This window comes from Streptomyces sp. NPDC055955 (assembly GCF_042270245.1).
GTDB lineage: Bacteria > Actinomycetota > Actinomycetes > Streptomycetales > Streptomycetaceae > Streptomyces.
On record NZ_JBHJYS010000037.1, the window covers coordinates 1 to 20,605 of the forward strand.

Annotated in this window: 21 protein-coding genes; 14 read left to right on the forward strand and 7 right to left on the reverse strand. The window is 71.9% G+C overall.

Annotated elements, in window-relative coordinates; all coding sequences use genetic code 11:
* Positions 1 to 89: 89 nt before the first annotated feature.
* The 3 genes from ACFC96_RS43230 to ACFC96_RS43240 all read right to left on the reverse strand — a co-directional run bounded on the left by ACFC96_RS43230 (position 90) and on the right by ACFC96_RS43240 (position 3,615).
* The gene (locus ACFC96_RS43230) at positions 90 to 482 is read right to left on the reverse strand and encodes a helix-turn-helix transcriptional regulator (RefSeq protein WP_340459761.1); all 393 of its coding nucleotides are present in this window, start codon (positions 480 to 482) and stop codon (positions 90 to 92) included.
* 22 nt (positions 483 to 504) lie between these two features.
* Complete coding sequence (locus ACFC96_RS43235) at positions 505 to 960, reverse strand: GNAT family N-acetyltransferase (protein WP_376618011.1); 456 nt, start codon at positions 958 to 960, stop codon at positions 505 to 507.
* 132 nt (positions 961 to 1,092) lie between these two features.
* A complete protein-coding gene (locus tag ACFC96_RS43240) occupies positions 1,093 to 3,615 on the reverse strand; it encodes a SpoIIE family protein phosphatase (protein WP_376618013.1) in 2,523 nt (840 codons plus the stop codon).
* A gap of 175 nt (positions 3,616 to 3,790) precedes the next feature.
* Between ACFC96_RS43240 and ACFC96_RS43245 the strand changes: the two genes are divergently transcribed.
* The 7 genes from ACFC96_RS43245 (at position 3,791) to ACFC96_RS43275 (ending at position 9,154) form a co-directional block, all read left to right on the forward strand.
* The gene (locus tag ACFC96_RS43245; RefSeq protein ID WP_376618015.1) at positions 3,791 to 4,201 is read left to right on the forward strand and encodes a RidA family protein; all 411 of its coding nucleotides are present in this window, start codon (positions 3,791 to 3,793) and stop codon (positions 4,199 to 4,201) included.
* Positions 4,202 to 4,275: 74 nt separating this feature from the next.
* Positions 4,276 to 4,950: a DUF1707 domain-containing protein gene (locus ACFC96_RS43250; RefSeq protein ID WP_376618017.1), complete on the forward strand. Its 675-nt coding sequence runs from the start codon at positions 4,276 to 4,278 to the stop codon at positions 4,948 to 4,950.
* A 68-nt stretch (positions 4,951 to 5,018) separates the two neighbouring features.
* Positions 5,019 to 5,663: a TetR/AcrR family transcriptional regulator gene (locus ACFC96_RS43255; RefSeq protein WP_376253591.1), complete on the forward strand. Its 645-nt coding sequence runs from the start codon at positions 5,019 to 5,021 to the stop codon at positions 5,661 to 5,663.
* Between the two features lie 129 nt (positions 5,664 to 5,792).
* Positions 5,793 to 6,758: an alpha/beta hydrolase gene (locus ACFC96_RS43260; RefSeq protein WP_376618019.1), complete on the forward strand. Its 966-nt coding sequence runs from the start codon at positions 5,793 to 5,795 to the stop codon at positions 6,756 to 6,758.
* Entirely contained in the window at positions 6,755 to 7,639 is an 885-nt protein-coding gene (locus tag ACFC96_RS43265; RefSeq protein ID WP_376618020.1) for an alpha/beta fold hydrolase, read from the forward strand. Before ACFC96_RS43260 ends, ACFC96_RS43265 begins: the two co-directional genes overlap by 4 nt.
* Before the next feature lie 68 nt (positions 7,640 to 7,707).
* The gene (locus ACFC96_RS43270; protein WP_376618022.1) at positions 7,708 to 8,547 is read left to right on the forward strand and encodes an alpha/beta fold hydrolase; all 840 of its coding nucleotides are present in this window, start codon (positions 7,708 to 7,710) and stop codon (positions 8,545 to 8,547) included.
* Positions 8,548 to 8,590: 43 nt separating this feature from the next.
* Positions 8,591 to 9,154: a GNAT family N-acetyltransferase gene (locus ACFC96_RS43275; RefSeq protein WP_376618024.1), complete on the forward strand. Its 564-nt coding sequence runs from the start codon at positions 8,591 to 8,593 to the stop codon at positions 9,152 to 9,154.
* Positions 9,155 to 9,171: 17 nt separating this feature from the next.
* Here the strand turns inward: ACFC96_RS43275 and ACFC96_RS43280 are convergent, their stop codons facing one another.
* Both ACFC96_RS43280 and ACFC96_RS43285 read right to left on the reverse strand, forming a co-directional pair.
* Positions 9,172 to 9,972 (reverse strand): cache domain-containing protein, encoded by an 801-nt coding sequence (locus ACFC96_RS43280; protein ID WP_376618026.1) that lies wholly within the window; start codon positions 9,970 to 9,972, stop codon positions 9,172 to 9,174.
* Entirely contained in the window at positions 9,926 to 10,750 is an 825-nt protein-coding gene (locus ACFC96_RS43285; protein ID WP_376618095.1) for a FadR/GntR family transcriptional regulator, read from the reverse strand. Before ACFC96_RS43285 ends, ACFC96_RS43280 begins: the two co-directional genes overlap by 47 nt.
* A gap of 107 nt (positions 10,751 to 10,857) precedes the next feature.
* On the opposite strand from ACFC96_RS43285, the gene ACFC96_RS43290 reads away from it, so the two are divergent.
* The 5 genes from ACFC96_RS43290 (at position 10,858) to glsA (ending at position 16,888) form a co-directional block, all read left to right on the forward strand.
* Positions 10,858 to 11,892 carry an ABC transporter ATP-binding protein gene (locus tag ACFC96_RS43290; RefSeq protein ID WP_376618028.1) on the forward strand — a complete coding sequence of 345 codons (1,035 nt, stop codon included), beginning with the start codon at positions 10,858 to 10,860 and terminating at the stop codon, positions 11,890 to 11,892.
* Positions 11,893 to 12,019: 127 nt separating this feature from the next.
* Complete coding sequence (locus tag ACFC96_RS43295) at positions 12,020 to 13,222, forward strand: ABC transporter substrate-binding protein (RefSeq protein WP_376618030.1); 1,203 nt, start codon at positions 12,020 to 12,022, stop codon at positions 13,220 to 13,222.
* 12 nt (positions 13,223 to 13,234) lie between these two features.
* Positions 13,235 to 14,119 (forward strand): ABC transporter permease, encoded by an 885-nt coding sequence (locus tag ACFC96_RS43300; protein WP_227293016.1) that lies wholly within the window; start codon positions 13,235 to 13,237, stop codon positions 14,117 to 14,119.
* Positions 14,120 to 14,217: 98 nt separating this feature from the next.
* Positions 14,218 to 15,033, forward strand: coding sequence for an ABC transporter permease (locus ACFC96_RS43305; RefSeq protein WP_340459391.1), 816 nt, complete (start codon positions 14,218 to 14,220; stop codon positions 15,031 to 15,033).
* A 70-nt stretch (positions 15,034 to 15,103) separates the two neighbouring features.
* A complete protein-coding gene (gene glsA / locus ACFC96_RS43310; protein WP_376618032.1) occupies positions 15,104 to 16,888 on the forward strand; it encodes a glutaminase A in 1,785 nt (594 codons plus the stop codon).
* Positions 16,889 to 17,317: 429 nt separating this feature from the next.
* Here the strand turns inward: glsA and ACFC96_RS43315 are convergent, their stop codons facing one another.
* Positions 17,318 to 17,722, reverse strand: a complete 405-nt coding sequence (locus ACFC96_RS43315) for a DUF5997 family protein (protein WP_340460296.1) — start codon at positions 17,720 to 17,722, stop codon at positions 17,318 to 17,320.
* 58 nt (positions 17,723 to 17,780) lie between these two features.
* On the opposite strand from ACFC96_RS43315, the gene ACFC96_RS43320 reads away from it, so the two are divergent.
* Together ACFC96_RS43320 and ACFC96_RS43325 are read left to right on the forward strand one after the other, a co-directional pair.
* A complete protein-coding gene (locus ACFC96_RS43320; protein ID WP_376618034.1) occupies positions 17,781 to 18,602 on the forward strand; it encodes a LysR family substrate-binding domain-containing protein in 822 nt (273 codons plus the stop codon).
* A 68-nt stretch (positions 18,603 to 18,670) separates the two neighbouring features.
* Positions 18,671 to 19,597, forward strand: coding sequence for an aminoglycoside phosphotransferase family protein (locus ACFC96_RS43325; RefSeq protein ID WP_376618036.1), 927 nt, complete (start codon positions 18,671 to 18,673; stop codon positions 19,595 to 19,597).
* A 107-nt stretch (positions 19,598 to 19,704) separates the two neighbouring features.
* On the opposite strand, the gene ACFC96_RS43330 is transcribed toward ACFC96_RS43325, so the two are convergent.
* Positions 19,705 to 20,532, reverse strand: a complete 828-nt coding sequence (locus ACFC96_RS43330) for a hypothetical protein (protein WP_376618038.1) — start codon at positions 20,530 to 20,532, stop codon at positions 19,705 to 19,707.
* Between the last annotated feature and the right edge of the window lie 73 nt (positions 20,533 to 20,605).

Genomic DNA, 20,605 nt, shown 5'->3' on the forward strand with positions numbered 1-20,605 from the left:
GGAGCGTGGCCGTCCGCGTGCGGCCACGCTCCTCCCCCACGGCGACCGGTGACTCCTGAGGCTGGAGCGGCGACCACCGCCCGTGGCCGTCAGGTGCGGTCGATGTGCACGTTCGTCGACTTCACGCGGGCGGTGGCCTCCGCGCCCACCTCAAGTCCCAGCTCCTCCACGGCCTCACGCGTGAGCAGCGAGACGAGCCGGTGGGGGCCGGCCTGGATCTCCACCTGGGCCGCCACGTCACCCAGCTTCACGGCGGTGACGATGCCAGGGAATGCGTTGCGCGCGGAGGTGTACGAGATGTCGTCCTCACCACCGGTCCTGGCGACCTCGACCGAGAGAGCGGCCAGGTCCTTGCCGTCGATGAGCCGCCGCCCACCCGCGTCGCGGTGGGTGGCCACTCTGCCGGCATCGGCCCATCGGCGTGCGGTGTCCGGGCTCACGCCGAGGAGTCGCGCGGCCTGGCCGATTGTGTAGGACTGCATACGCGCCAAGATAGACGAATACTCAGGTGAGCCCGTCCTCGGCGAGTCGCATGGTGAACCAGAGCGCGGGATCCTCCGGCAGCACGTATCGCTCCACCTCCACGAACCCGTGCTTCTCCGCGAACCGCACCCCGGCCACGTTGGACGCCAGGACGACCGTCTCGATGAAGGCGGCGTCCAGCGTTCGCGCGTGCTCCAGGCCGTGCCGGTAGAGCACCTCGCCGAAGCCCTGCCGGCGGTGCCCGGGGAGGACGCGGGCGATCACCGTGGCCGTGGCGGTGTCGTCCGTCGGCGGGCGCACCGTCGTGCAGCCCACGAGGGTCTCGCCGAGATAGGCGACTTCCAGATGGTTGCGCCCCGCCCGCTCGCGGACGTCGTCGAGGGACAGCGGGTCGGCCGGGATGATCAGGTTGTGGACGTGACGCCAGTCCTCGATCAGGGCGTCGCCCTGCACCTTCTTTATGCGAAGATCAGTCATCGGAGCAGGAAATCGCGCGCATCGCCGCACGTCAACTGCAAATCTGCGCACCGGAGTCGGTGGTCGGGCGACCTCTTCGGCGTCCGACGTTCTCGGCGACGTTCTCGGCGATGCGCTCGGCGCGGCGTTGCTTCAGCGCGTCGTCCCAGGGGTCGGTCCGTCGGTTCCGGCGGCCGGTTCGTCCAAGTCGAAGAGCGGTGCGTCCGTCGGCTCGGTGAGGGACTGTTCGGCCCAGATGATCTTCCCGTCGAGGGTGTAGCGCGCTCCCCAGCGCTGGGAGAACTGGGAGACGAGGAACAGGCCGCGCCCGCCCTCGTCGGTGGTGCGGGGATGGCGCAGGTGCGGAGCGCTGGCGCCCGCGTCGGACACCTCGCAGATCAGCGCCCGCTCGACGATCAGACGCAGCCGGATCGGCCCGGAGGCGTACCGGATCGCGTTGGTGACGAGTTCGCTGACGACGAGTTCCGTGGTGAAGGCGAGTCCGTCGAGCCCCCAGTCGTCGAGCTGCTGTGTGACCTTCTTGCGCGCCTCGGCGACGACCGCCGGGTCGCTCTCCAGGTCCCACGAGGCGACCTGCCCGGCGCCCAGGCGATGGGTGCGGGCCATCAGCAGGGCCACGTCGTCGTTCGGGCGCGCGGGCACCAGCGCGTCGACGACGGCCACGCACTGGCCCTCGAGGGAGGGGCCGCGCAGCTCCAGGGCATGGCGCAGGCGCTCCCGGCCCGCGTCCAGTTCGGGCTCGCGGCCGGGTTCCCGTGGGTCGACGGCGAGCAGTCCGTCGGTGTGCAGTGCGAGGACGGTGCCCTCGTCGAGGCAGAACTCGGCCGCCTCGAAGGGCAGACCGCCCGTGCCGAGCGCCGGCCCTACCGGGACGTCGGGGAAGGAGACCGTGCCGTCCGGGGTGACGAGCGCGGGCGGGGGATGCGCGGAGCTCGCCATCGCGCACTGGCCGCTGACCGGGTCGTACACCACGTACAGACAGCTGGAACCGACGGCCTGGATGGCGCTGCGGGCATCCTCCTCGCGCGCGCCCCTGCTGACCAGGTCGTCGAGGTGGGCCAGCACTTCCTCCGGGGGCAGGTCCAGATCGGCGAGCGTCTGGACCGCGGTGCGCAGCCGTCCCATGGCGGCGGCGCCGTCGATGCCGTGGCCGGGGACGTCGCCCACGACGAGCGCGACCCTGGCGCCGGACAGCGGGATGACATCGAACCAGTCGCCGCCGAGGCCCGTCAGCTCGTCCGCCGGCCGGTAGCAGGCGGTGACGTCCACCGCGTCCTGCTCCGGCAGGTGGCTCGGCAGCAGACTGCGCTGAAGCACCAGCGCGGCGTCGCGTTCGCGTGTGTAGCGGCGGGCGTTGTCCACGCAGATCGCGGCCCGGGCGACGAACTCCTCCGCGAGCGTCAGATCCTCCGCGTCGAACGGGTCGGGGCGGTCACGCCGGAAGAAGCTGGTGACGCCCGTCGTGATGCCGCGCGAGCGGATCGGCACGATCATCATCGAGTGCAGCCCGAGCTCGATGAGGGAGGCCGCCGGGCGGCCGGGGTCGGTGGCGGTCCAGTCCTCGTCCCGGGGGTCCACCTGCTCCGCGTACCAGGACACGCCGCTGGTCAGGACGCGGACGGGCGGTGATTCCGCGCGGTAGCGGACCGTCTCCCCGAGGCGGACGAGAGTCTCGGGAACGCCGTCCCGCACCGACTGGTGGCCCGCGCGCCGCAGCGTGACCACCTCCGAGTCGCTCGGCGGCCCCGCTGTCGGCTCGGCCCCTTCGAGCACCGACTCCAGCAGATCCACGGCGACGAAGTCCGCGAGGCCGGGCACCGCCACGTCCGCCAGGTCCTGCGCGGTCTGTACGACGTCCAGACTCCGGCCGATGTACTCACCGGCCCGGTCCAGGAGGGCGAGCCGCTGCCGGGCCAGATAGCGGTCGGTGATGTCCATCGCCGTGTAGTACACGCCCAGGGGGTGTCCGTCGTCGTCGTTGAGCCGCGTGAACGACATGGCGTGGGCGCACTCGCGATGCGGCGCGGACCGCACGCGGCCCACCTGCTCCCACCCCACGACGGCTTCGCCCGTCTCCAGGACCTCGCGCATCTTCGCCTCGAGCCGCTCCGAGTCGAGCCCCGGCTGGATGTCCGCCAGCCTGCGGCCGAGACGTTCCTCGGCCGGACCGCCGCCGAACTGCGCCAGCGCCGCGTTCGACCACACGTACTTCAGGTCCGTGTCGACGATGGCGATCCCCAGCGGCGAGCGTGTGGCCATCTGCTCCAGGACCGATCGGCTCATGGCCCACCCCGGCGCCCCCGCCAGGTCCGTCACGAGCGCGAGCCAGCGCTCGGACTCCGGGCCGAGCTGTGCCTCGACGGCGCGCACCCTCAGGACGACCGGGTGCCCGTCGCGGTGCCTCGCCGTGAGGATCCCGGACCAGCCCCCGTCCGTCCTGCAGCGCTCGCTGAGCGCGGGCATCCGGGCCGCGTCCTCGGGGATCAGGAGCTCGGCCACCTTGCGGCCCACCACCTCGGCGGCCGCATACCCCAGCAGCCGCTCGCCCCCGCCGGACCAGCCGGACACCACGCCTTGCCTGTCGAGCAGCACCGGCGCGGCGTCCGCCACGTCGAAGCGCTGCTCCGCGGCATCGCTCTGCTCGCTCGTCCCCACGCCGTCCCGCTCCGTCCTGAGAGTGGTTTCCCTCTCCCGCCCATTCTTCACCTCGTATGACGATGACGGCAGATGTTCCCCGTCAGCGCGCCCGCGCGCCGGGAAAATCAGGGGCGCCCGCCGAGGTTCCTTGCGAGGATGACCGACCGTCGTGCCCGCTCCGGAGGGAATTCACGTGCCCCGTGCCGTTTCGCTGATCCGTTCGTCCTCGCTGTCCGACGTCGCCGAGTACGCCTACGCGGCGACGGCTCCCGCCGAAGCACGGCTGATCTTTCTCGCGGGGGCCTGTCCGCTGGACGAGGACGGCTCGACGGTTGCCGTCGGCGACTACGCCGGACAGGCGGCGAAGGCCGTGGAGAACATGCGTACGGCGCTCGCCGAGGCCGGCGCCACCCTCGACGACGTGATCAGCACCCGCGTCCTCGTCGCGTCCACGCGCCAGGCGGACCTGGTGACGGCTTGGGGGGTGGTGCGTGACGCGTTCGGCGAGCACGACGTCCCCAGCACGTTGATGGGAGTCACGGTGCTCGGGTACGCCGACCAGCTCGTGGAGATCGAGGGCGTCGCGGCGGTACTGGACTCCTGACAGGGGCGGGCCGGTCCCGGGTGGCCGCCGGGGCACGGTTCCACGGGTGGCGGCCACGCCACTAGAGTGCCTCCATGCCCGGTGAAATGGTGCCAGAACGCCGCGAACTGCGTGCGTCGCACGAGGAGCGCGACCAGGCCGTGGAGCGGCTGACCGTCGCCGCCGGTGAGGGCCGGCTGACCCCGGACGAGCTGGACGAGCGACTCGAGGCCGCGCTGACGGCCCGTACCCACGGTGAGCTGGCGGCCCTGCTCGCCGACCTGCCGGACGCCGGTCCCGTGTGGGCCGCCGGGGTCGCGGCCGCCGCTCCGGAAGACGTGTCGCGGATCGCCGTCGACGGCGCGAGCACGAAGCGGGACGGCGGCTGGGTGGTCCCGAGGCGTCTGGAGGTCGAGTCGAGGAGCGGTTCCGTCGTTCTCGACTTCACCCAGGCCGTCACCGCGGCGCCCACCCTCGAGATCGAGGTCGCGGTGCGCAGCGGTTCGGTGACGCTGCTCGTGCCGCCGGACGTCGTCGCCGACGTCGACGACGTGGCCGTACGCGACGGCAGCGTGCGCCACCAGGCGCGCCCCGAGCCCGTGGCACCGGTCAGGATGCGCATCCGGATGACGGGTGAGGTGCACGGCGGCAGCATCGCGATACGGCCGCCCGGGCCGCCTCGCCGCGGCTTCTGGCAGTGGCTGCTGCGGCGCCCGCGACCGGTGGCGGCCCTCTCTCGCCCACCGGGTCCGCGTGAGACCTCCGGCTGACCTTGATCACGGCGTGTCCCCGGCGGCTAAGGTCGGCCCGAGCGTTCGCTGCGCGAGGAGGACCGGCCATGGAAGCCGCCGATGTGAACACCCCTGCCGACGACGGCTCACCGGGACGGGCGGGGTACCGGCGGTCGGCCGGGTCGCCGCGCGGCGAAGCCCGGCGGCGGGAACTCCTCGCCCTCGTCACCGACGACCTCGAGGTCAACGGACTCGTGGACTTCTCGCTCCGGCGCGCGGCGCGAGCGGCCGGCACCACGCACAAGGTGCTGCTGTACCACTTCGACGGGGCCGACGACCTGCTCACGCAGGCGGTCGTCCAGCTGCGCGAGCGGCGCATCGCGAAGGCGCTCGCCGCCGCCACCGAGGGCGACGACCGCAGGACGCTGGCGGACTGGGTGCGGGCGGTCTGGCCGATCCTCGTGGGGGCGGAGGCGCGCGTGCTCGACCAGGCCATCGGGCTGGCGATGTACGACCCGGACCGCCACGCGGCGCTGGGCCGTGAGGCGTCGCAGCAGTATCTGCCCACGCTGCTGTCCGTGTGTCCCGGGCACTGGTCCGACCGTCGCAAGCTCGAGGTCGCCGAGATGGTCCTCGCCACGCTCCGGGGCTTTCTGGTGGACGCGCGGACCAGCGGTGACGCCGAGGGCGTCGCCGCTGGGTTCGAGGCGCTGGCCCGCGCGCTGGAGCGGGAGGAGGCCGCAGAGGCGTGACCGCGCCGTCCGGACGGCACCCGATCCGGCCGGACCCCGTGCGGGGAGTCCGTGGACAGGATGTGAACCACGTGGTTCACTTCGAGTGAGGGTGCTTCTCGTCCACTCGGATCCACTCGGAGGCCGGTCATGCGGATGTCCAAGGAGCGGGAGAAAGTCCGATTCCCCAGCGGCGGCACCGACTGCGCCGCGTGGCACTACCCGGGGACCAACGGTGCGTGCGTGGTCATGGCGCCCGGCGGCGGGGTGACCAAGGAGCCGGGCACCGACCCGTTCGCGGCGCGCTTCCACGCCGCCGGGTTCAGTGTCCTGGCCTTCGACTACCGGCGCTTCGGTGAAAGCGGGGGCGCCCCGCGCCAGATCCTGGACATCAAGGAGCAACTCGCCGACTGGCGGGCCGCGATCGCCTGTGCGGCTTCCCTGCCCGAGGTCGACCCGGCACACGTCGCTGCCTGGGGGTTCTCGGCCTCGGGCGGTCACATCTTCCATGTCGCGGCGCGCGCACCGCAGTTGGCGGCGGCGATCGCGCAGACGCCGCTGGCCGACGGGCCCGTGGCGTCGCGCAGGGCGATGGCGTACCAGACGCCGTGGGGAATGCTCCGGCTCACCGTGAGGGGCCTCCTCGACGCCGTCGGCGGTCTCGTCGGACGCGAGCCCCTGCTGATGCCGCTCGCCGGTCCGCCCGGGACCGTGGCGATGCTCACCACGCCGGACGGGAACGAGGCGGACCGGGCGCTCAATCCGGGCAACCGTCATCCGGACTGGCGGCAGGAGGTCGCCGCCCGCTCGGCGCTGAGCCTCAGCTTCTACCGGCCGGGCCGTCAGGCGTCCAAGGTGCGGTGTCCCCTGCTGGTCGTCGTGTGCGACCAGGACCGGTCCGCCCTGCCGGGGCCGGCCGTGGACGCGGCGAGACGAGCACCGCGGGCAGAGACGGTCCACCTGCCGGGAGGGCACTACGCGCCGTTCATGGACGCGCACGAGTCGGCCGTCGAAGCCGAACTCGCTTTTCTGCAGCGCCACTTGATCGACGAGACGCCACCCGCCGGTCGTGGTGCCGCCGTCACCGCTGATCCTTCGGCGCGGAGCCGGCCGTGAGGGAGATCGAGCTGACCGCAGGGACCGTCGAGTACGAGGACACGGGAGAGCGGGCCGACGCGGGCGCGGGCAGCGGTGGCCCCACGGTCGTCTTCCTGCACGGCCTGATGATGGACGCCTCGCTCTGGGACGGGCCGATCGCGGAACTGTCCGGCGCGCACCGATGCGTGGCGCCGACGCTGCCCCTGGGCGCGCACCGCCACGCGATGCGTGACGACGCCGATCTGTCGCTGGCCGGGGTCGCCCGCCTCGTCGTCGAGTTCCTCGACCGTCTCGACCTGCGCGACGTCACCCTCGTCGGCAACGACACCGGCGGGGCCCTCGTCCAACTGGTCGTCTGCGAGGGTGCCGCCGAGCGTGTGGGCCGCGTGGTGCTCGTCTCGTGCGAGGCGTTCGACAACCTTCCGCCCGGGCTGACCGGCAGGACGCTCGCTGTCGCGGGGAAGCTGTCGCCGAGGATGTTCGGGCTGTTCATGCAGCCGATGCGGATCGGCGCGGTGCGGCGGCTGCCCGTTGCGTTCGGGTGGCTGACCAGACGCGGCGGCGCCGCGACCGGCCGGTGGATGCGGCCTGTCATCACGCGACAGGAGATCCGCCGCGATGCCGTACGGATGCTGCGAGCGGTCTTCGCCGACACCCGCGTCCTGCTCCGGGCGGCGGAGCGCCTGCCGGCGTTCGACCGGCCCGCCCTCGTCGTGTGGGCGCGCGACGACCGCGTGATGCCGCCGGCCCACGGCCGACGCCTCGCCGAACTCCTCCCGCAGGGCCGGCTGGTCGAGATCGAGGACAGCTACACCCTCGTTCCCTTGGACCGGCCGACCGAACTGGTCTCAGCCGTGAGGGAGTTCACGCGCCCGGCTGATCCGGACCCCCGCTGGTGACTCCCGGCCCCGCCGACTCGGCGTCAATCCGCTTGCCATGATCGGCGCGCGGCCCCGAGGATGACGTCATGCCCGCCTTCACCGCACCCGACGGCACCCGGCTCGCCTACCGCGTCGTGGGGGAGGGTGAGCCCCTCATCTGCCTGCCCGGCGGGCCCATGCGCGCCTCCGCCTACCTCGGTGACCTCGGCGGGCTCGCGAAGCGGCGCCGCCTTGTGCTGCTCGACCTGCGCGGCACGGGCGACTCCGACGTCCCGGCGGACCCGTCCACGTACCGCTGCGACCGGCAGCTCGACGACGTCGAGGCACTCCGGGTCCGACTCGGCCTGGAGAGCGTCGATCTGCTCGCGCACTCGGCGGCCGGTGACCTCGCGCTGCTCTACGCGGCCAGGTACCCCCGGCGCGTCCGCACCCTCACGATGGTCACCGCCCGCGCACGTGCCCTGGGCGTCGACTTCACCACGGAGCACCGACTCGAAGCAGCGGCCCTGCGCGTGGACGAACCGTGGTTCGCCTCCGCGCGCGACGCGTACGGACGGGTCTGGGACGGCACGGCAACCGACGCCGACTTCGACGCGGCGGTGCCGTTCTTCTACGGGCGCTGGGACGCGGCCGCCGAGGCGCACGCCGCCGGCGAGGTCGAGCAGACCAACGAGGCGGCGGCGGACGTCTACGCCTCACCCGGAGCCTTCGACCCCGCCGCGGCCCGCGAGGCCCTGGCCGGGTGGGACGCGCGCGTCCTGGTCCTGGCGGGCGAGCGGGACGGCGGCCCGTTGCCCCGGGTGGCCGCCGCCGTCGCGGAGCTTCTCCCGCACGCCGAACTGGTCGTCCAGGAAGGCGCGGGCCACTTCCCGTGGGTCGACGATCCCGATCGCTTCACGAAGACGGTGGCCTCGTTTCTGAGGTAGTCGCTGCGGCGCGTGCCGTGCCTGCCGTGTCAGGATCGGCTGCATGAGGTACCGCTGGGCGACCGAGGCCGACGCTCCCGCCATGGCCGCGCTCTTCGCCGCCAATCACCGCGACGCACTGACGGAACGTCAGCGCGACGAACAGGGCTTTGTGCAAGGGGTCTTCGACGCCGGGACCCTCCGCGCCATGGCGGCCGCCGGGACGTTGCTGGTGGCCGACGACGACGGGCAGGTGGCGGGTCTCCTCGCCCTCTCCGGTCCCGGCGAACTGCCCGCACCGCCACCGGTCGCCGGCCTGCTCGCGGCGCAGGACACGCTGCGCTGGGAGGGACGGCCGCTGAGCGAGGTGCGCTGGCTGCTCTACGGCCCCGTGGTCGTCGACGCGGCCTACCGGGGGCACGGGGTGGCGCGGGGACTGTTCACCATGGCCGTCGAGGCGGCCGCGGCACGGGCCGATGCGGTGGTCGCGTTCATCGAGTCCGCGAACCGGCCCTCCTGGCGCGTCCACGTGGACGGGTTCGGTATGCGGCCCCTGGGCGAGTACGTGGTGGACGGCCGCACCTACAGCGCCGTCGCGGCGGCGGCTCGCGCGCCGGGTGGCGCCTGAGGGGACAGGACGCAGGTCTACGGCCGCAGGGTGGAAGGCGTCGCCGTCGCCAGGATCAGCGGGACGCCGTCGCAGGGCAGCAGGCGCAGCCCGTCGTGGTCCGTGCCCTGTGCCGGTCCGGCCAGCACCGCCGCGAGGTCGGGGACCTTGCTGAGGGAGCCGACGAGGTGGCGGGGGTCCGTGGAGGCGGCGACGCGGCCGCGCGCGTTCACCAGACGGGCGGGCCCCGGAAGGCGCTGGAGCAGCGGCATGACGACGGACTCGAAGCGGCGCAGATAGACGTCGGCGGCGGCCACCCCCATGAAGCGTCCCGCGACCGTCACGGGCGCGGAGAGCGTGAGGCTGTACTCGTCGGAGCAGAGGTAGTCGACGTAGGGGCCCGCGACGGCCCGCTGCCCGGTGTCACGGGGCAGCGTGAACCAGTCCCAATGGGTGTAGTCCGAGTACGCGGAGCGCTGCGGGTCCAGGTCGAGGAGCAGCGGCTGCACGGCCCCGTCCGCGGTCCGCTGCCACCATTCCAGCCACGCGGGTACGTCGTCGAGGAGGCCGGGCGCCGCGACGAAGCCGATCCCCGAGACGAGGTCGTAGTGGTCGAGCCGGGCGTGCAGCCCGGGGCGGAGCGCGGTCAGGTCGTCCGTGACCGGGCGGCGGCCCTTCGCGGCGACGGAGGAGAGCACGGACTCGATGTCCGCGGCGGTGGCGCCGACGGCGTCGAAGACACCTTCGAGCGCGTCGCGGACACGCGCGGCCGCCTCGGCTGCCGGCGGGTCGTCAAGCAGCGCCGATCCGGCGTGTGCGGGACGGGGGTTGCTGCCCATCGGGGGCCTCCTTCGGACCAGGACCGCGCGCGCCGCCGGCCGGGCCGAGGCGGAGTTCGATCAGGTGCGCCATGGAGGTCTGCACGCATTCTTCGGCCAGGGCCCTGGCGCGGTCGTCCGCCCCATCATGCACGGCCGAGATCACGGCGCGGTGACGGTCCGCGGCGTCCGCCAGGAGTCCGTCGTCGTCCAGCACGAGCCGCAGCAGCGCCCCGACTTCGGTCTGCAGGGTGACTTCTTCCCTGGTCAGACGGGCGGACTGGGCGGCGGCGGCCAGTTCGACATGGAAGCGTCCGTAGACGCGGCTGCGGGCTCCCGAGTCCTTGGCGTCCATCAACTCTCCCAAAGACCTCTGCAGTTGCCGCAGATCGGCGGGCTCCGTGCGCCGGGCCGCGAGACGGGCGGCGGCGCCGGAGACGGCGGCCCAGTGGTCGGCGAGATCGCGCAGTTCCTCGGTGCTCCAGTCGGCGAGGCGGGCGAGGAGCCGGTCCTCGGCGGGGCCGTCGGGGACGGTCACGAAGCTGCCCCCGCCGCGCCCCCTGCGGGTGGTGACCAGGCCGCGCTGCCGCAGCGCCATGAGCGCCTCGCGCAGGGTCACGGTGGAGACGCCGAGCTGGGCGGCGAGGTCGCTCTCGCCGGGCAGCTGCTCACCGTCGGCGAGCAGCCCGAGGTCGATGGCGTCACCGAGCCGCCGCACCACGGCGTCCACACGGGCGAGCGTGTCGACGGGTGTGAAGACGGCTCTTCGGACGCCGGTTTTGTCTCGGTTCACGGTCACCACCTTGCCACTTGACACAGCCTTTACCTTAGCGGGGCCTTGAAATTAGAACTATGGCTTCATATGTTTACCGCCAACTCCCGACAGCACCAGAAAGGTTCCCGCCCATGGAGGGAATGGCCATCCGGCTGCAGAGCCTGCGCAAGTCCTTCGGCAGGACGGAGGCCGTGGCCGGGGTCGACCTGGAGATCGCGGACGGCGAGTTCTTCTCGATGCTGGGGCCGTCCGGCTCGGGCAAGACCACGGTGCTCCGGATGATCGCGGGCTTCGAGGCCCCGACCGCCGGCACCATCGAGCTCGCGGGCGCCGACGTGACCCGTCGGGCCCCGTTCGAGCGTGACGTGCACACCGTGTTCCAGGACTACGCGCTGTTCCCGCACATGACCCTGGAGCAGAACGTCGCCTACAGCCTCAAGGTCCGCAAGGTGCCCAAGGTCGAGCGCCTCGAACGGGCTCGAGAAGCCCTGGCCAGCGTGCGGCTCGAAGGCTTCGGCGGGCGCCGGCCCTCCCAGCTCTCCGGCGGTCAGCGTCAGCGCGTGGCCCTGGCCCGCGCCCTCGTCGGCCGTCCGAAGGTGCTGCTCCTCGACGAACCGCTGGGCGCCCTCGACCTCAAGCTCCGTGAGCAGATGCAGGTCGAACTCAAGGCGATCCAGCGCGAGATCGGCATCACGTTCGTCTTCGTCACGCACGACCAGGAGGAGGCGCTGACGATGAGCGACCGCATCGCGGTCTTCAACCAGGGTCGCATCGAACAGGTCGGCACCCCGGCCCAGATATACGAGCGTCCTGCCACCCCCTTCGTCGCGGGGTTCGTCGGCACCTCGAACCTGCTGTCCGGTGACGCGGCGGAGCAGGTCGTGGGGGACCGGGCCACGTACAGCATCCGCCCGGAGAAGATCCACGTGCTCAAGGAGTCCGCCGCCGCCGAGCCGGAGCACGCGAGCGCGACCGGCACCGTCGCGGAGGTCGTCTATCTGGGGGACGCGACCCGGTTCCTCGTCGACCTCGACGCCGGCGGCCGGCTCACCGCCCTCCAGCAGAACCTGGAGACCTCGTCCGAGGACGTGGCCGCCCTGCGCGGCTCCCGGGTCAGACTCCAGTGGCACAGGCGGCACAACTTCCAGGTGACCCAAGCGAGTTGAACCCCGTCCCGCCACGCTCCTGACGCACGCGCATACGTGCACGTGCGTACGCACACGCCACGCGTGCGTCGCCGCAGACCCCGTACGACCGTTACCGCCCGCCCGTCCCCTCCCCGTGGAGATCCCCGTGCGACTGACCCGAACGTCCCGAGCGGTGGCCGCGCTCGGCGCCCTGCTCCTCGCCTCCGCCTGCGGTTCCTCGGACACCGCCGGATCCTCTCCCGGCGGCAGCGACTTCACCCCGCCGAAACTCTCGGCGCAGAAGACCCTCGGCAAGCCGGAGGGGCAGGTCAACCTGATCGCCTGGGCCGGCTACGCCGAGGACGGCTCGAACGACCCGAAGGTCGACTGGGTCACCGACTTCGAGAAGCAGACGGGCTGCCAGGTCAACACCAAGACCGCGGGCACGTCCGACGAGATGGTCAACCTGATGAAGACCGGCCAGTACGACGCGGTCTCCGCCTCCGGCGACGCGTCGCTGCGGCTGATCGCCTCGGGTGACGCGGCCCCCGTGAACACCAAACTGGTGCCCAACTACAAGGAAGTCTTCGCCGGGCTGAAGAACCAGCAGTGGAACTCGGTCAAGGGCGTCGCCTACGGCATCCCGCACGGCCGCGGCGCCAACCTGCTCATGTACAACACCAAGAAGGTCTCCCCGGCGCCCGACTCCTGGTCCGCGGTCTTCGACAAGGCCTCCGCCCACAAGGGGAAGGTCACCGCGTACGACTCGCCGATCTACCTCGCGGACGCCGCCCTGTACCTGATGAAGTCCAAGCCGTCCCTCGGCATCAAGGACCCCTACGCCCTGGACCAGAAGCAGTTCGACGCTGCCGTCGCCCTGCTCAAGGCGCAGAACTCCGACGTCGGCGAGTACTGGAGCGACTACCTCAAGGAGGTCTCGGCGTTCAAGAGTGGCGACTCCGTCGTCGGCACCAGCTGGCAGGTGATCCTCAACACGGCCCAGGCGGAGAAGGTTCCCGTGAAGGGCGTCCTGCCCAAGGAGGGGGCCACCGGCTGGTCCGACACCTGGATGCTCTCCGCCAAGGCCAAGCACCCCAACTGCGCCTACAAGTGGATGAACTGGATCATCTCGCCGAAGGCCAACGCGCAGGTCGCCGAGTACTTCGGCGAGGCGCCCGCCAACGCGAAGGCCTGTGACCTGACGGCCGACAAGAACCACTGCGCCACGTACCACGCCGCCGACGAGGCCTACTGGAAGAACGTCCACTTCTGGACCACGCCCATCGCCCAGTGCATCGACGGCCGCACGGACACCAAGTGCGTCCCGTACGCCAAGTGGGTCCAGGCCTGGACCGAGATCAAGGGCTAGGACCTGCCGCCGATGACCGACACCGCGCCTGCCGCCGGACCCGTCCGGCGGCTCGCCGGGGCGCTTTACCGCCGCCCCCGGCTACAGCTGTCCCTGCTGCTCTCCGCACCGACGGCCTGGCTCGTCCTGGCCTATCTGGGCTCACTCACGGTCCTGTTCCTGTCCGCGTTCTGGACCACGGACTCCTTCACCTCGAACGTCGTGAAGATCTGGAACACGGACAACTTCACCGCGCTGTTCACCACCGACGTCTACCGGCAGGTGGCCCTGCGCAGCGTCGGCGTCGCCCTCGCGGTCACCGCGCTGTGCGTACTGATCGCGTTCCCCATCGCGTTCTACACGGCCCGCATCGCGAACCCGCGGTGGCGGCCGCTCCTCGTCGTCGCCATCCTCACCCCGCTGTGGGCGAGCTACCTCGTCAAGGCGTACGCCTGGCGGCTCATCCTCGCCCAGGGCGGGCTGCTGGACTGGGTGCTGGGACCGCTCGGCCTCAAGGGGCCCGGCTACGGCCTCACCGCGACCGTCCTCGTCCTGACCTATCTGTGGCTGCCGTACATGATCCTGCCGATCCACGCCGGACTCGAACAGCTCCCGGACAGCCTCCTCGACGCCTCCGCCGACCTCGGCGCCCGCACGGGCCGCACCTTCCGCTCCGTCGTCCTGCCGATGATCCTGCCGTCCGTCGCGGCCGGCTCGGTCTTCACCTTCTCGCTCAGCCTCGGCGACTACATCGCCGTGCAGATCGTCGGCGGCAAGACCCAGCTGATCGGCAACCTCATCTACTCCAACATCACCCTCGACCTGCCGCTCGCCGCCGCGCTCGGCACCGTGCCCGTGGTGATCATCGTGCTCTATCTGCTCGCGGTACGCCGCACCGGAGCCCTCAGCAGCCTGTGACGCCCACAGGCCCTCCGGCGCCTTGGAAACCCCTGATGTCCCGGGCCACCGCCCGCCCCCGCCGACCCTCCGGATCACGCACAGCGAAGGTCCCTCCGATGAATCTCTCCCGCCCCGCGCGCATCACCCTGCGTATCGCCGCCGCGCTCGGCTTCGCGGTGATCTACGTCCCTCTGCTCCTCGTTCTCGTCAACTCCCTCAATCCCGACCGCAGTTCGGGATGGCCGCCGCCCGGGCTCACCCTCGACTGGTGGGCCGACGCCTGGCACAGCTCCGGTGCCCGCGACGCGCTGTGGACATCGGTCAAGGCGGGGCTCGGCGCGACCGCCATCGCCCTGATCCTCGGCACGCTCATCGCGTTCGCCTGCCAGCGCTACAGGTTCTTCGGACGCGACGCCGTCTCCTTCGTCGTCGTCCTGCCGATCGCGCTGCCCGGCATCGTGACCGGCGTCGCCCTCAACACCGCCTTCCGTACGGTCCTCGAACCGCTCGGCGTGGGCCTCGGCCTGTTCACCGTCGTCGTCGGCCACGCCACGTTCTGCATCGTGGTGGTCTTCAACAACGTCATCGCCCGGCTGCGGCGCATGCCGGGGTCGTACGAAGAGGCCGCGACGGACCTCGGCGCGCACAGCTTCCGTACGTTCCTCGACATCACGTTCCCGCTGGTGCGCTCCGCGCTGGTCGCGGGCGGCCTGCTGGCCTTCGCCCTCTCCTTCGACGAGATCGTCGTGACGACCTTCACCGCCGGACCCGGCATCCAGACGCTGCCCGTCTGGATCTTCTCGAACATGGCGCGCCCGCAGCAGGCCCCCGTCGTCAACGTCGTCGCCGCCGTCCTCGTCCTGCTGTCCGTCATCCCGATCTACCTCGCCCAGCGTCTGTCCTCGGACACCGCGTCCGGGAGCCGGATCTGACGCGGGCACTGAGGGCACCCGTTGCCCGCTTGGGAAGGCGCATCGTCCGGCCGTGGTGTTCGATTGCGGTGTGAGGCACGACAAGCCGCCGGACGATCCGCTCGCCGCGCTCCTGGACCGCGTCCGCATCCGGCTGCGCGACCTCACGGAGGGCGAGCCGGCCTCGTACATCCCGGAGCTGAGCAGGGCCGACCCGGACCTGTTCGGACTGAGCCTGTGTGCCCTCGACGGGCAGGTGTACAGCTGCGGCGACAGCGAGGTGCCGTTCACCGTCCAGTCCGTGTCCAAGCCCTTCGTCTTCGCGCTCGCACTCGCCGACCAGGGACTGGAGGACGTCCTCGCGCGCGTCGGCGCCGAACCGAGCGGTGAGGGGTTCAGCTCGATCCGCCTCGAACCCGGCACCGGACGCCCGCCCAACCCGATGGTCAACGCCGGTGCCATCGTGACCAGTTCGCTGGTGGCCGGAGAGGACCCCGACGAGCGCTTCGCCCGCATCCTGGCCGGTCTGGGAGCCTTCGCGGGCCGGGAGCTGACCGTCGACGAGGCGGTGTTCACCTCCGAACGCGCCACGGGTGACCGCAACCGCGCCCTCGCCTACCTCATGCACAACGCGGGATCGCTCACCGGCGACGTGGAGGAGCAGCTCGCGGTCTACTTCCGGCAGTGCTCCGTGCTCGTGACCTGCGACGATCTCGCCGTGATGCACGCGACCCTGGCCGGCGGCGGCACCAACCCGCTCACCGGCGAACGGGTCGTCGCCGCCCAGCACGCCCAGCACGTCCTCGCCGTCATGGCCACCTGCGGGATGTACGACGCCTCCGGGCAGTGGATGCTGCGCGTGGGCCTGCCCGCGAAGAGCGGGGTCTCGGGCGGGATCGGCGTGGCGCTGCCCGGGCAGTTCGGCATCGGGGTGTTCAGCCCGCCCCTGGACGAGAAGGGCAACAGCGTCCGCGCCATCGCCGCCTGCCACCTCCTGTCGGAACAGTTCGGGCTGCACCTGATGCGCGCCACCGGCAGCAGCGGCCGTCCGCTGCCGCCGCGCTCCCTCGATCCGGGCCCACTGCGCTCGCTGCGCCACCGCCCGCGCGACCAGCGCGCCGCACTCGACGAACGGCCCGACCGCATCCGCGTCCACGTCCTCCAGGGCGACCTGGACTTCGCCACCGCGGAACAGACCCTGCGCGCCGCCCGCGACCTCCCGAAGGCCGCCCGCTGGTTCGTCCTGGACCTGGCACGGGTCGGCCGCATCGAACCCGTCGCCGCCGACCTCCTGCGCGCCCTCGGCCACGACCTGCGCGAACGCGGGATCCGGATGGTGATCGCCGACCCGTCGGCGCGCCCCGTCACGCACACCAAGGACGAATTCGCCGACCTCGGACGCGCCATCGAATCCTGCGAGGACGAACTCCTGACCGACCTCGGCCTCGACCCCTCCGCGCCCGTTCCCCTGACGGACAGCGACCTGTTCGGGAGAGCCGGCGAGCAGGCCGCGCAGACGGTCTCCGACTGCTTCGGCACCATGTCGCTGTCCGCCGGCCAGACCGTCGAGCCACCCCGCGCGGAGCCCGTGGTCCTGTGGTACGTGGAGTCGGGGCGCCTGGCCGTGTGCGCCCACGGCTCGCGGCCCACACCCGCGGGCCGCACCTGGTCCGCGGGGCCCGGCGCGGCCCTCACCCCCGCCGACTTCCACGCTCGCCTGGGCCAGCGCGTCATGGCCGAGGAGGACTCGGTGTGCCGCACCCTGACCGCGGCCGGACTGCTGCGCCTGCGCTCGGCCGTCCCGGCGGCGGCGGCCTTCCTGGAGCGCAGCCCGCTCGACGGCGCGGAGACGGTGGACCGCCCCGAGGGGGCCTGAGCCGGACGGGGGTGCGGCCCGAGGGGGGTGCGGCCCGAGCCGCCGCGATGCCGGTGTCGAGGACCGATCGATCCTCCACGTTTCGCTGCCGGTGGGGGTGCCGCATGAGCGAAGTGGAGCGCCGGTCGGCGCGGGTGGTGAAGGGAGCGGCCGCACGCGCGGCGGCCACTGCGGGGCCGGCCGCGGCCGTCGCGCGTGGGTCTTCCGCGGCGACTGCCCGAGACGGCGACGGCGGCGGATCACCGCGTCACGGCGGGCGCCGACCCGGACGGGAGCATCAACCGGTCTGTGGCCACCACGGGCCTCGACCGGCTCTTCCTGTCGATGAGCAACGAGAGCCGCTCAACGGGCCTGTCAGGGCGCCTGGAAGGTGCAGCCGGGGAGAGGCGATCAGGCGGCGCGATCAGGCGGCGCGATCGGGCAGTGCGATCAGGAACGCCGGTCGCCGGACTGCTCGGCGCGCTGCGCGTTCCGCTCCTTGATGCGGACGGCTTCCTTGCGCACCGCGGCCTGGGTGGCACGCTCCTGCTGGAGCCACTCGGGGCTCTCGGTCTTCAGCGCCTCGATCTGTTCCGTGGTGAGCGCCTCGGTGACCCCGCCACGGGCGAGACCCGAGATCGAGATGCCGAGCTTGGACGCGACGACGGGCCGGGGGTGCGGGCCGTTGCGCCGCAGCTCCTGGAGCCACTCGGGCGGATCGGCCTGCAGCGCGTTGAGCTCGCTGCGCGAGACGACACCCTCCCGGAACTCGGCGGGGGTGGCCTCGAGGTACACACCCAGCTTCTTGGCCGCGGTCGCGGGCTTCATGGTCTGGGTGGTCTGGTGCGACGTCATGGAGTCAAGGGTATCGACTGTGTGCGATACCTCCGACCACGACCGGTAACCTGGCGGAGTGACAGGCTCAGATGCATCCCCTTCGTTCCGGCTCGCGTATGTCCCGGGAGTGACGCCCACCAAGTGGGTGCGGATCTGGAACGAGCGGCTGCCCGGCGTTCCGCTGACCCTCGTCCCGACGCCCGCCGGCGAGGCATCCGACGTATTGAGGGACCGCGGGGCGGACGCCGGCCTCGTGCGGCTGCCGGTGGACCGGACCGTGCTCAGCGCGATCCCCCTCTACACCGAGACGACCGTGGTGGTGATCCCCAAGGACCACGTCGTGGCCGCGGTCGACGAGGTGTCCCTGGAGGATCTGGCCGACGAGACCGTGCTGCACCCCTTCGACGACACCCTCGTGTGGGAGCGGCTTCCCGGTGAGCCCGCGTTCGAGCGCCCGGAGACGACGGCGGACGCCGTCGAGCTGGTGGCGGCCGGGATCGGTGTGCTGGTGGTGCCGCAGTCGCTCGCCCGCCTGCACCACCGCAAGGACCTCACCTACCGGCCGGTGACCGACGCCCCCGAGTCCCAGGTCGCGCTGTCGTGGCCGGAGGACGAGACCACCGACCTGGTGGAGGAGTTCATCGGCATCGTCCGCGGGCGGACGGTCAACAGTTCGCGCGGCCGTGCGGCGACCCCGCCGCAGGCCAAGGCCGCGCGTACCGACAAGAGCGGGGCGGCGCGGCAGAAGCCTGCCGCCGGGAAGAACCCGCGCGGCGGCGGTGCCGGGAGCGGCGCCAAGGGCGGGTCCAAACCCGGGCCGAAGGGCGCTGCGAAGGGCGGCCCCAAGGGTGGTTCCAAGGGCGGCGCCAAGCGCGGGAAGCCGCGCCGCAGGCCGTAGTCGCGACGGGGTCCGCGGGCACGGATATTCCGTTGCCCCGTACGGCTTCCGGGCGTGATGATCCCTGAATGGCTTCGACTCCGAGTTCCACCGACGGCCGTGCCGGAATCACCGCCGCGCTCGTGGAGCGGTTGATCGCCGCCCAGTTCCCCCGGTGGAGCGGCCTTCCTGTGACGCCGGTGGAGGTCGACGGCTGGGACAACAGGACGTACCGCCTGGGTGACGCGATGACGGTCCGCCTGCCCACCGGCGAGGGCTATGTTCCCGCGGTCGCCAAGGAGAACGAGTGGCTGCCGCGGCTCGCTCCCTCACTGCCCGTGGCAGTCCCGCCCGTCCTGGCCCAGGGCGAGCCCGGCGAGGGATACCCCTTCCCGTGGTCCGTGCGCGGCTGGCTGCACGGAGAGACGGCGGAGCGCGGCCGCATCGACGACATGGTGCGGTTCGCCGTCTCCGTGGCCGAGTTCCTCCTCGCGCTGCAACGCTGCGACGCCACCGGGGGACCGTCGGCCGGACAGCACAGCTGGTACCGGGGCGCGTCGCTCACCCACTACGACGACGAGACCCGCCGCTGCCTCACGGCGCTGGAGGGGCATGTCGACACGCGCCGGGCGGCCGCCGTGTGGGAGGCCGCGCTCGCGGCGCGGTGGCAGGGGGCGCCGGTGTGGTTCCACGGAGACATCGCCACCGGCAACCTGCTCGTCGCCGACGGCGCACTCACGGCCGTCATCGACTTCGGCACGTCGGGCGTCGGCGACCCCGCCTGCGACCTGGTGATCGCCTGGGGCATGTTCTCCGGAGACAGCCGTGAGGCCTTCCGCCGCACGGTCGCCCAGGACGCCGGCACCTGGGCCCGAGCCCGCGGCTGGTCGCTGTGGAAGTCCCTGCTGGTCATGTCGGAGTCCCTCGGCACCGACCCGGAGCGCGCCGCGGCCAACCACCAGGTGATCGACGAAGTCCTCGCCGACCACGACCGGTTCGGCGGATCCGGCAACTGACCGTCTGTAAGCGGTAGTTGGGGCTGATGGCTGCATGCGTCTGCCACGGAAGCCCTGCGCGAGGCCGCGCGGCTCAACCGCTCAACTGTGTTCTCCGACCGGGCGGATCACCGTACGGCCCGGTCCGGCGCCGCGGCCTGCGGTGGGGTGGCCTTCGGGGACAGGTTCTGGAGCTTGGACACGTCGACGGACTCGTCCTTCGACGGGGTCGCGGACGGCACCGGCCGGTTGTAGTCCGTGAGCGTCATCGTCGTGCGGAGATCGCCCGTCTTCTCGGTGGCACGTACGAGCCGGTGCGGATCCTTCGCCGTGATGAACAGGACGACTTGGCTGTCGTCGGTTCTGCCGCTCACCGGCACGACGTCCGTGCCGTCCACCTTGGTCTCCTTGCCCTTGGTCAGCTTCGCGGGGGGCCCGCCCGAGGGGCCGCTGTCCACCTGAGCCTGGAACGCGTTCAAGTCGCACGTGTCGCCGAAGGTCTTGAGCAGTTCGTCGTTCGCGCTGCCGTGCACATAACGCCCGTTGAAGTACTGGGCCGCGAGCTCACCCGCGCCGCCGGTGACCTGGGTCTTCCAGAACGTGGTGTCGGGCTTCATCCACAACTCGCCGCCGCGTTTGATGAGTTCGACGGTCCCGCCCTTGGCGCCGCCCGTGCCCATGGTCAGTGATCCGGCGCAGTTGCCGTCCTGGTCCAGGGCGAGATCGAGGACCGCGGGGGACTGGGCGTCGGGGGGTCCCGCGGAGTTGTTCTTCAGGAGCACATGGAGGGACTTGGCGCCCAGCAGTTCCTTCTTCGCGTCATCGGCGAGCTGCTGCGCACTCAACTTCGACGCATCGCCCCCGTCGTCCGCGAGCGCGGGGACCCCGGCGAGAGCGGTCACACAGGCGACGGCGGCGCTCACCGGGAGCAGCGCGGCCTTGCGATGCCTCGACACACACCTCTGCATGGCGCCACCTCGCGAACGGGACCACCCATATGTCGAACGCCATTAAATTGTACATTTCGGG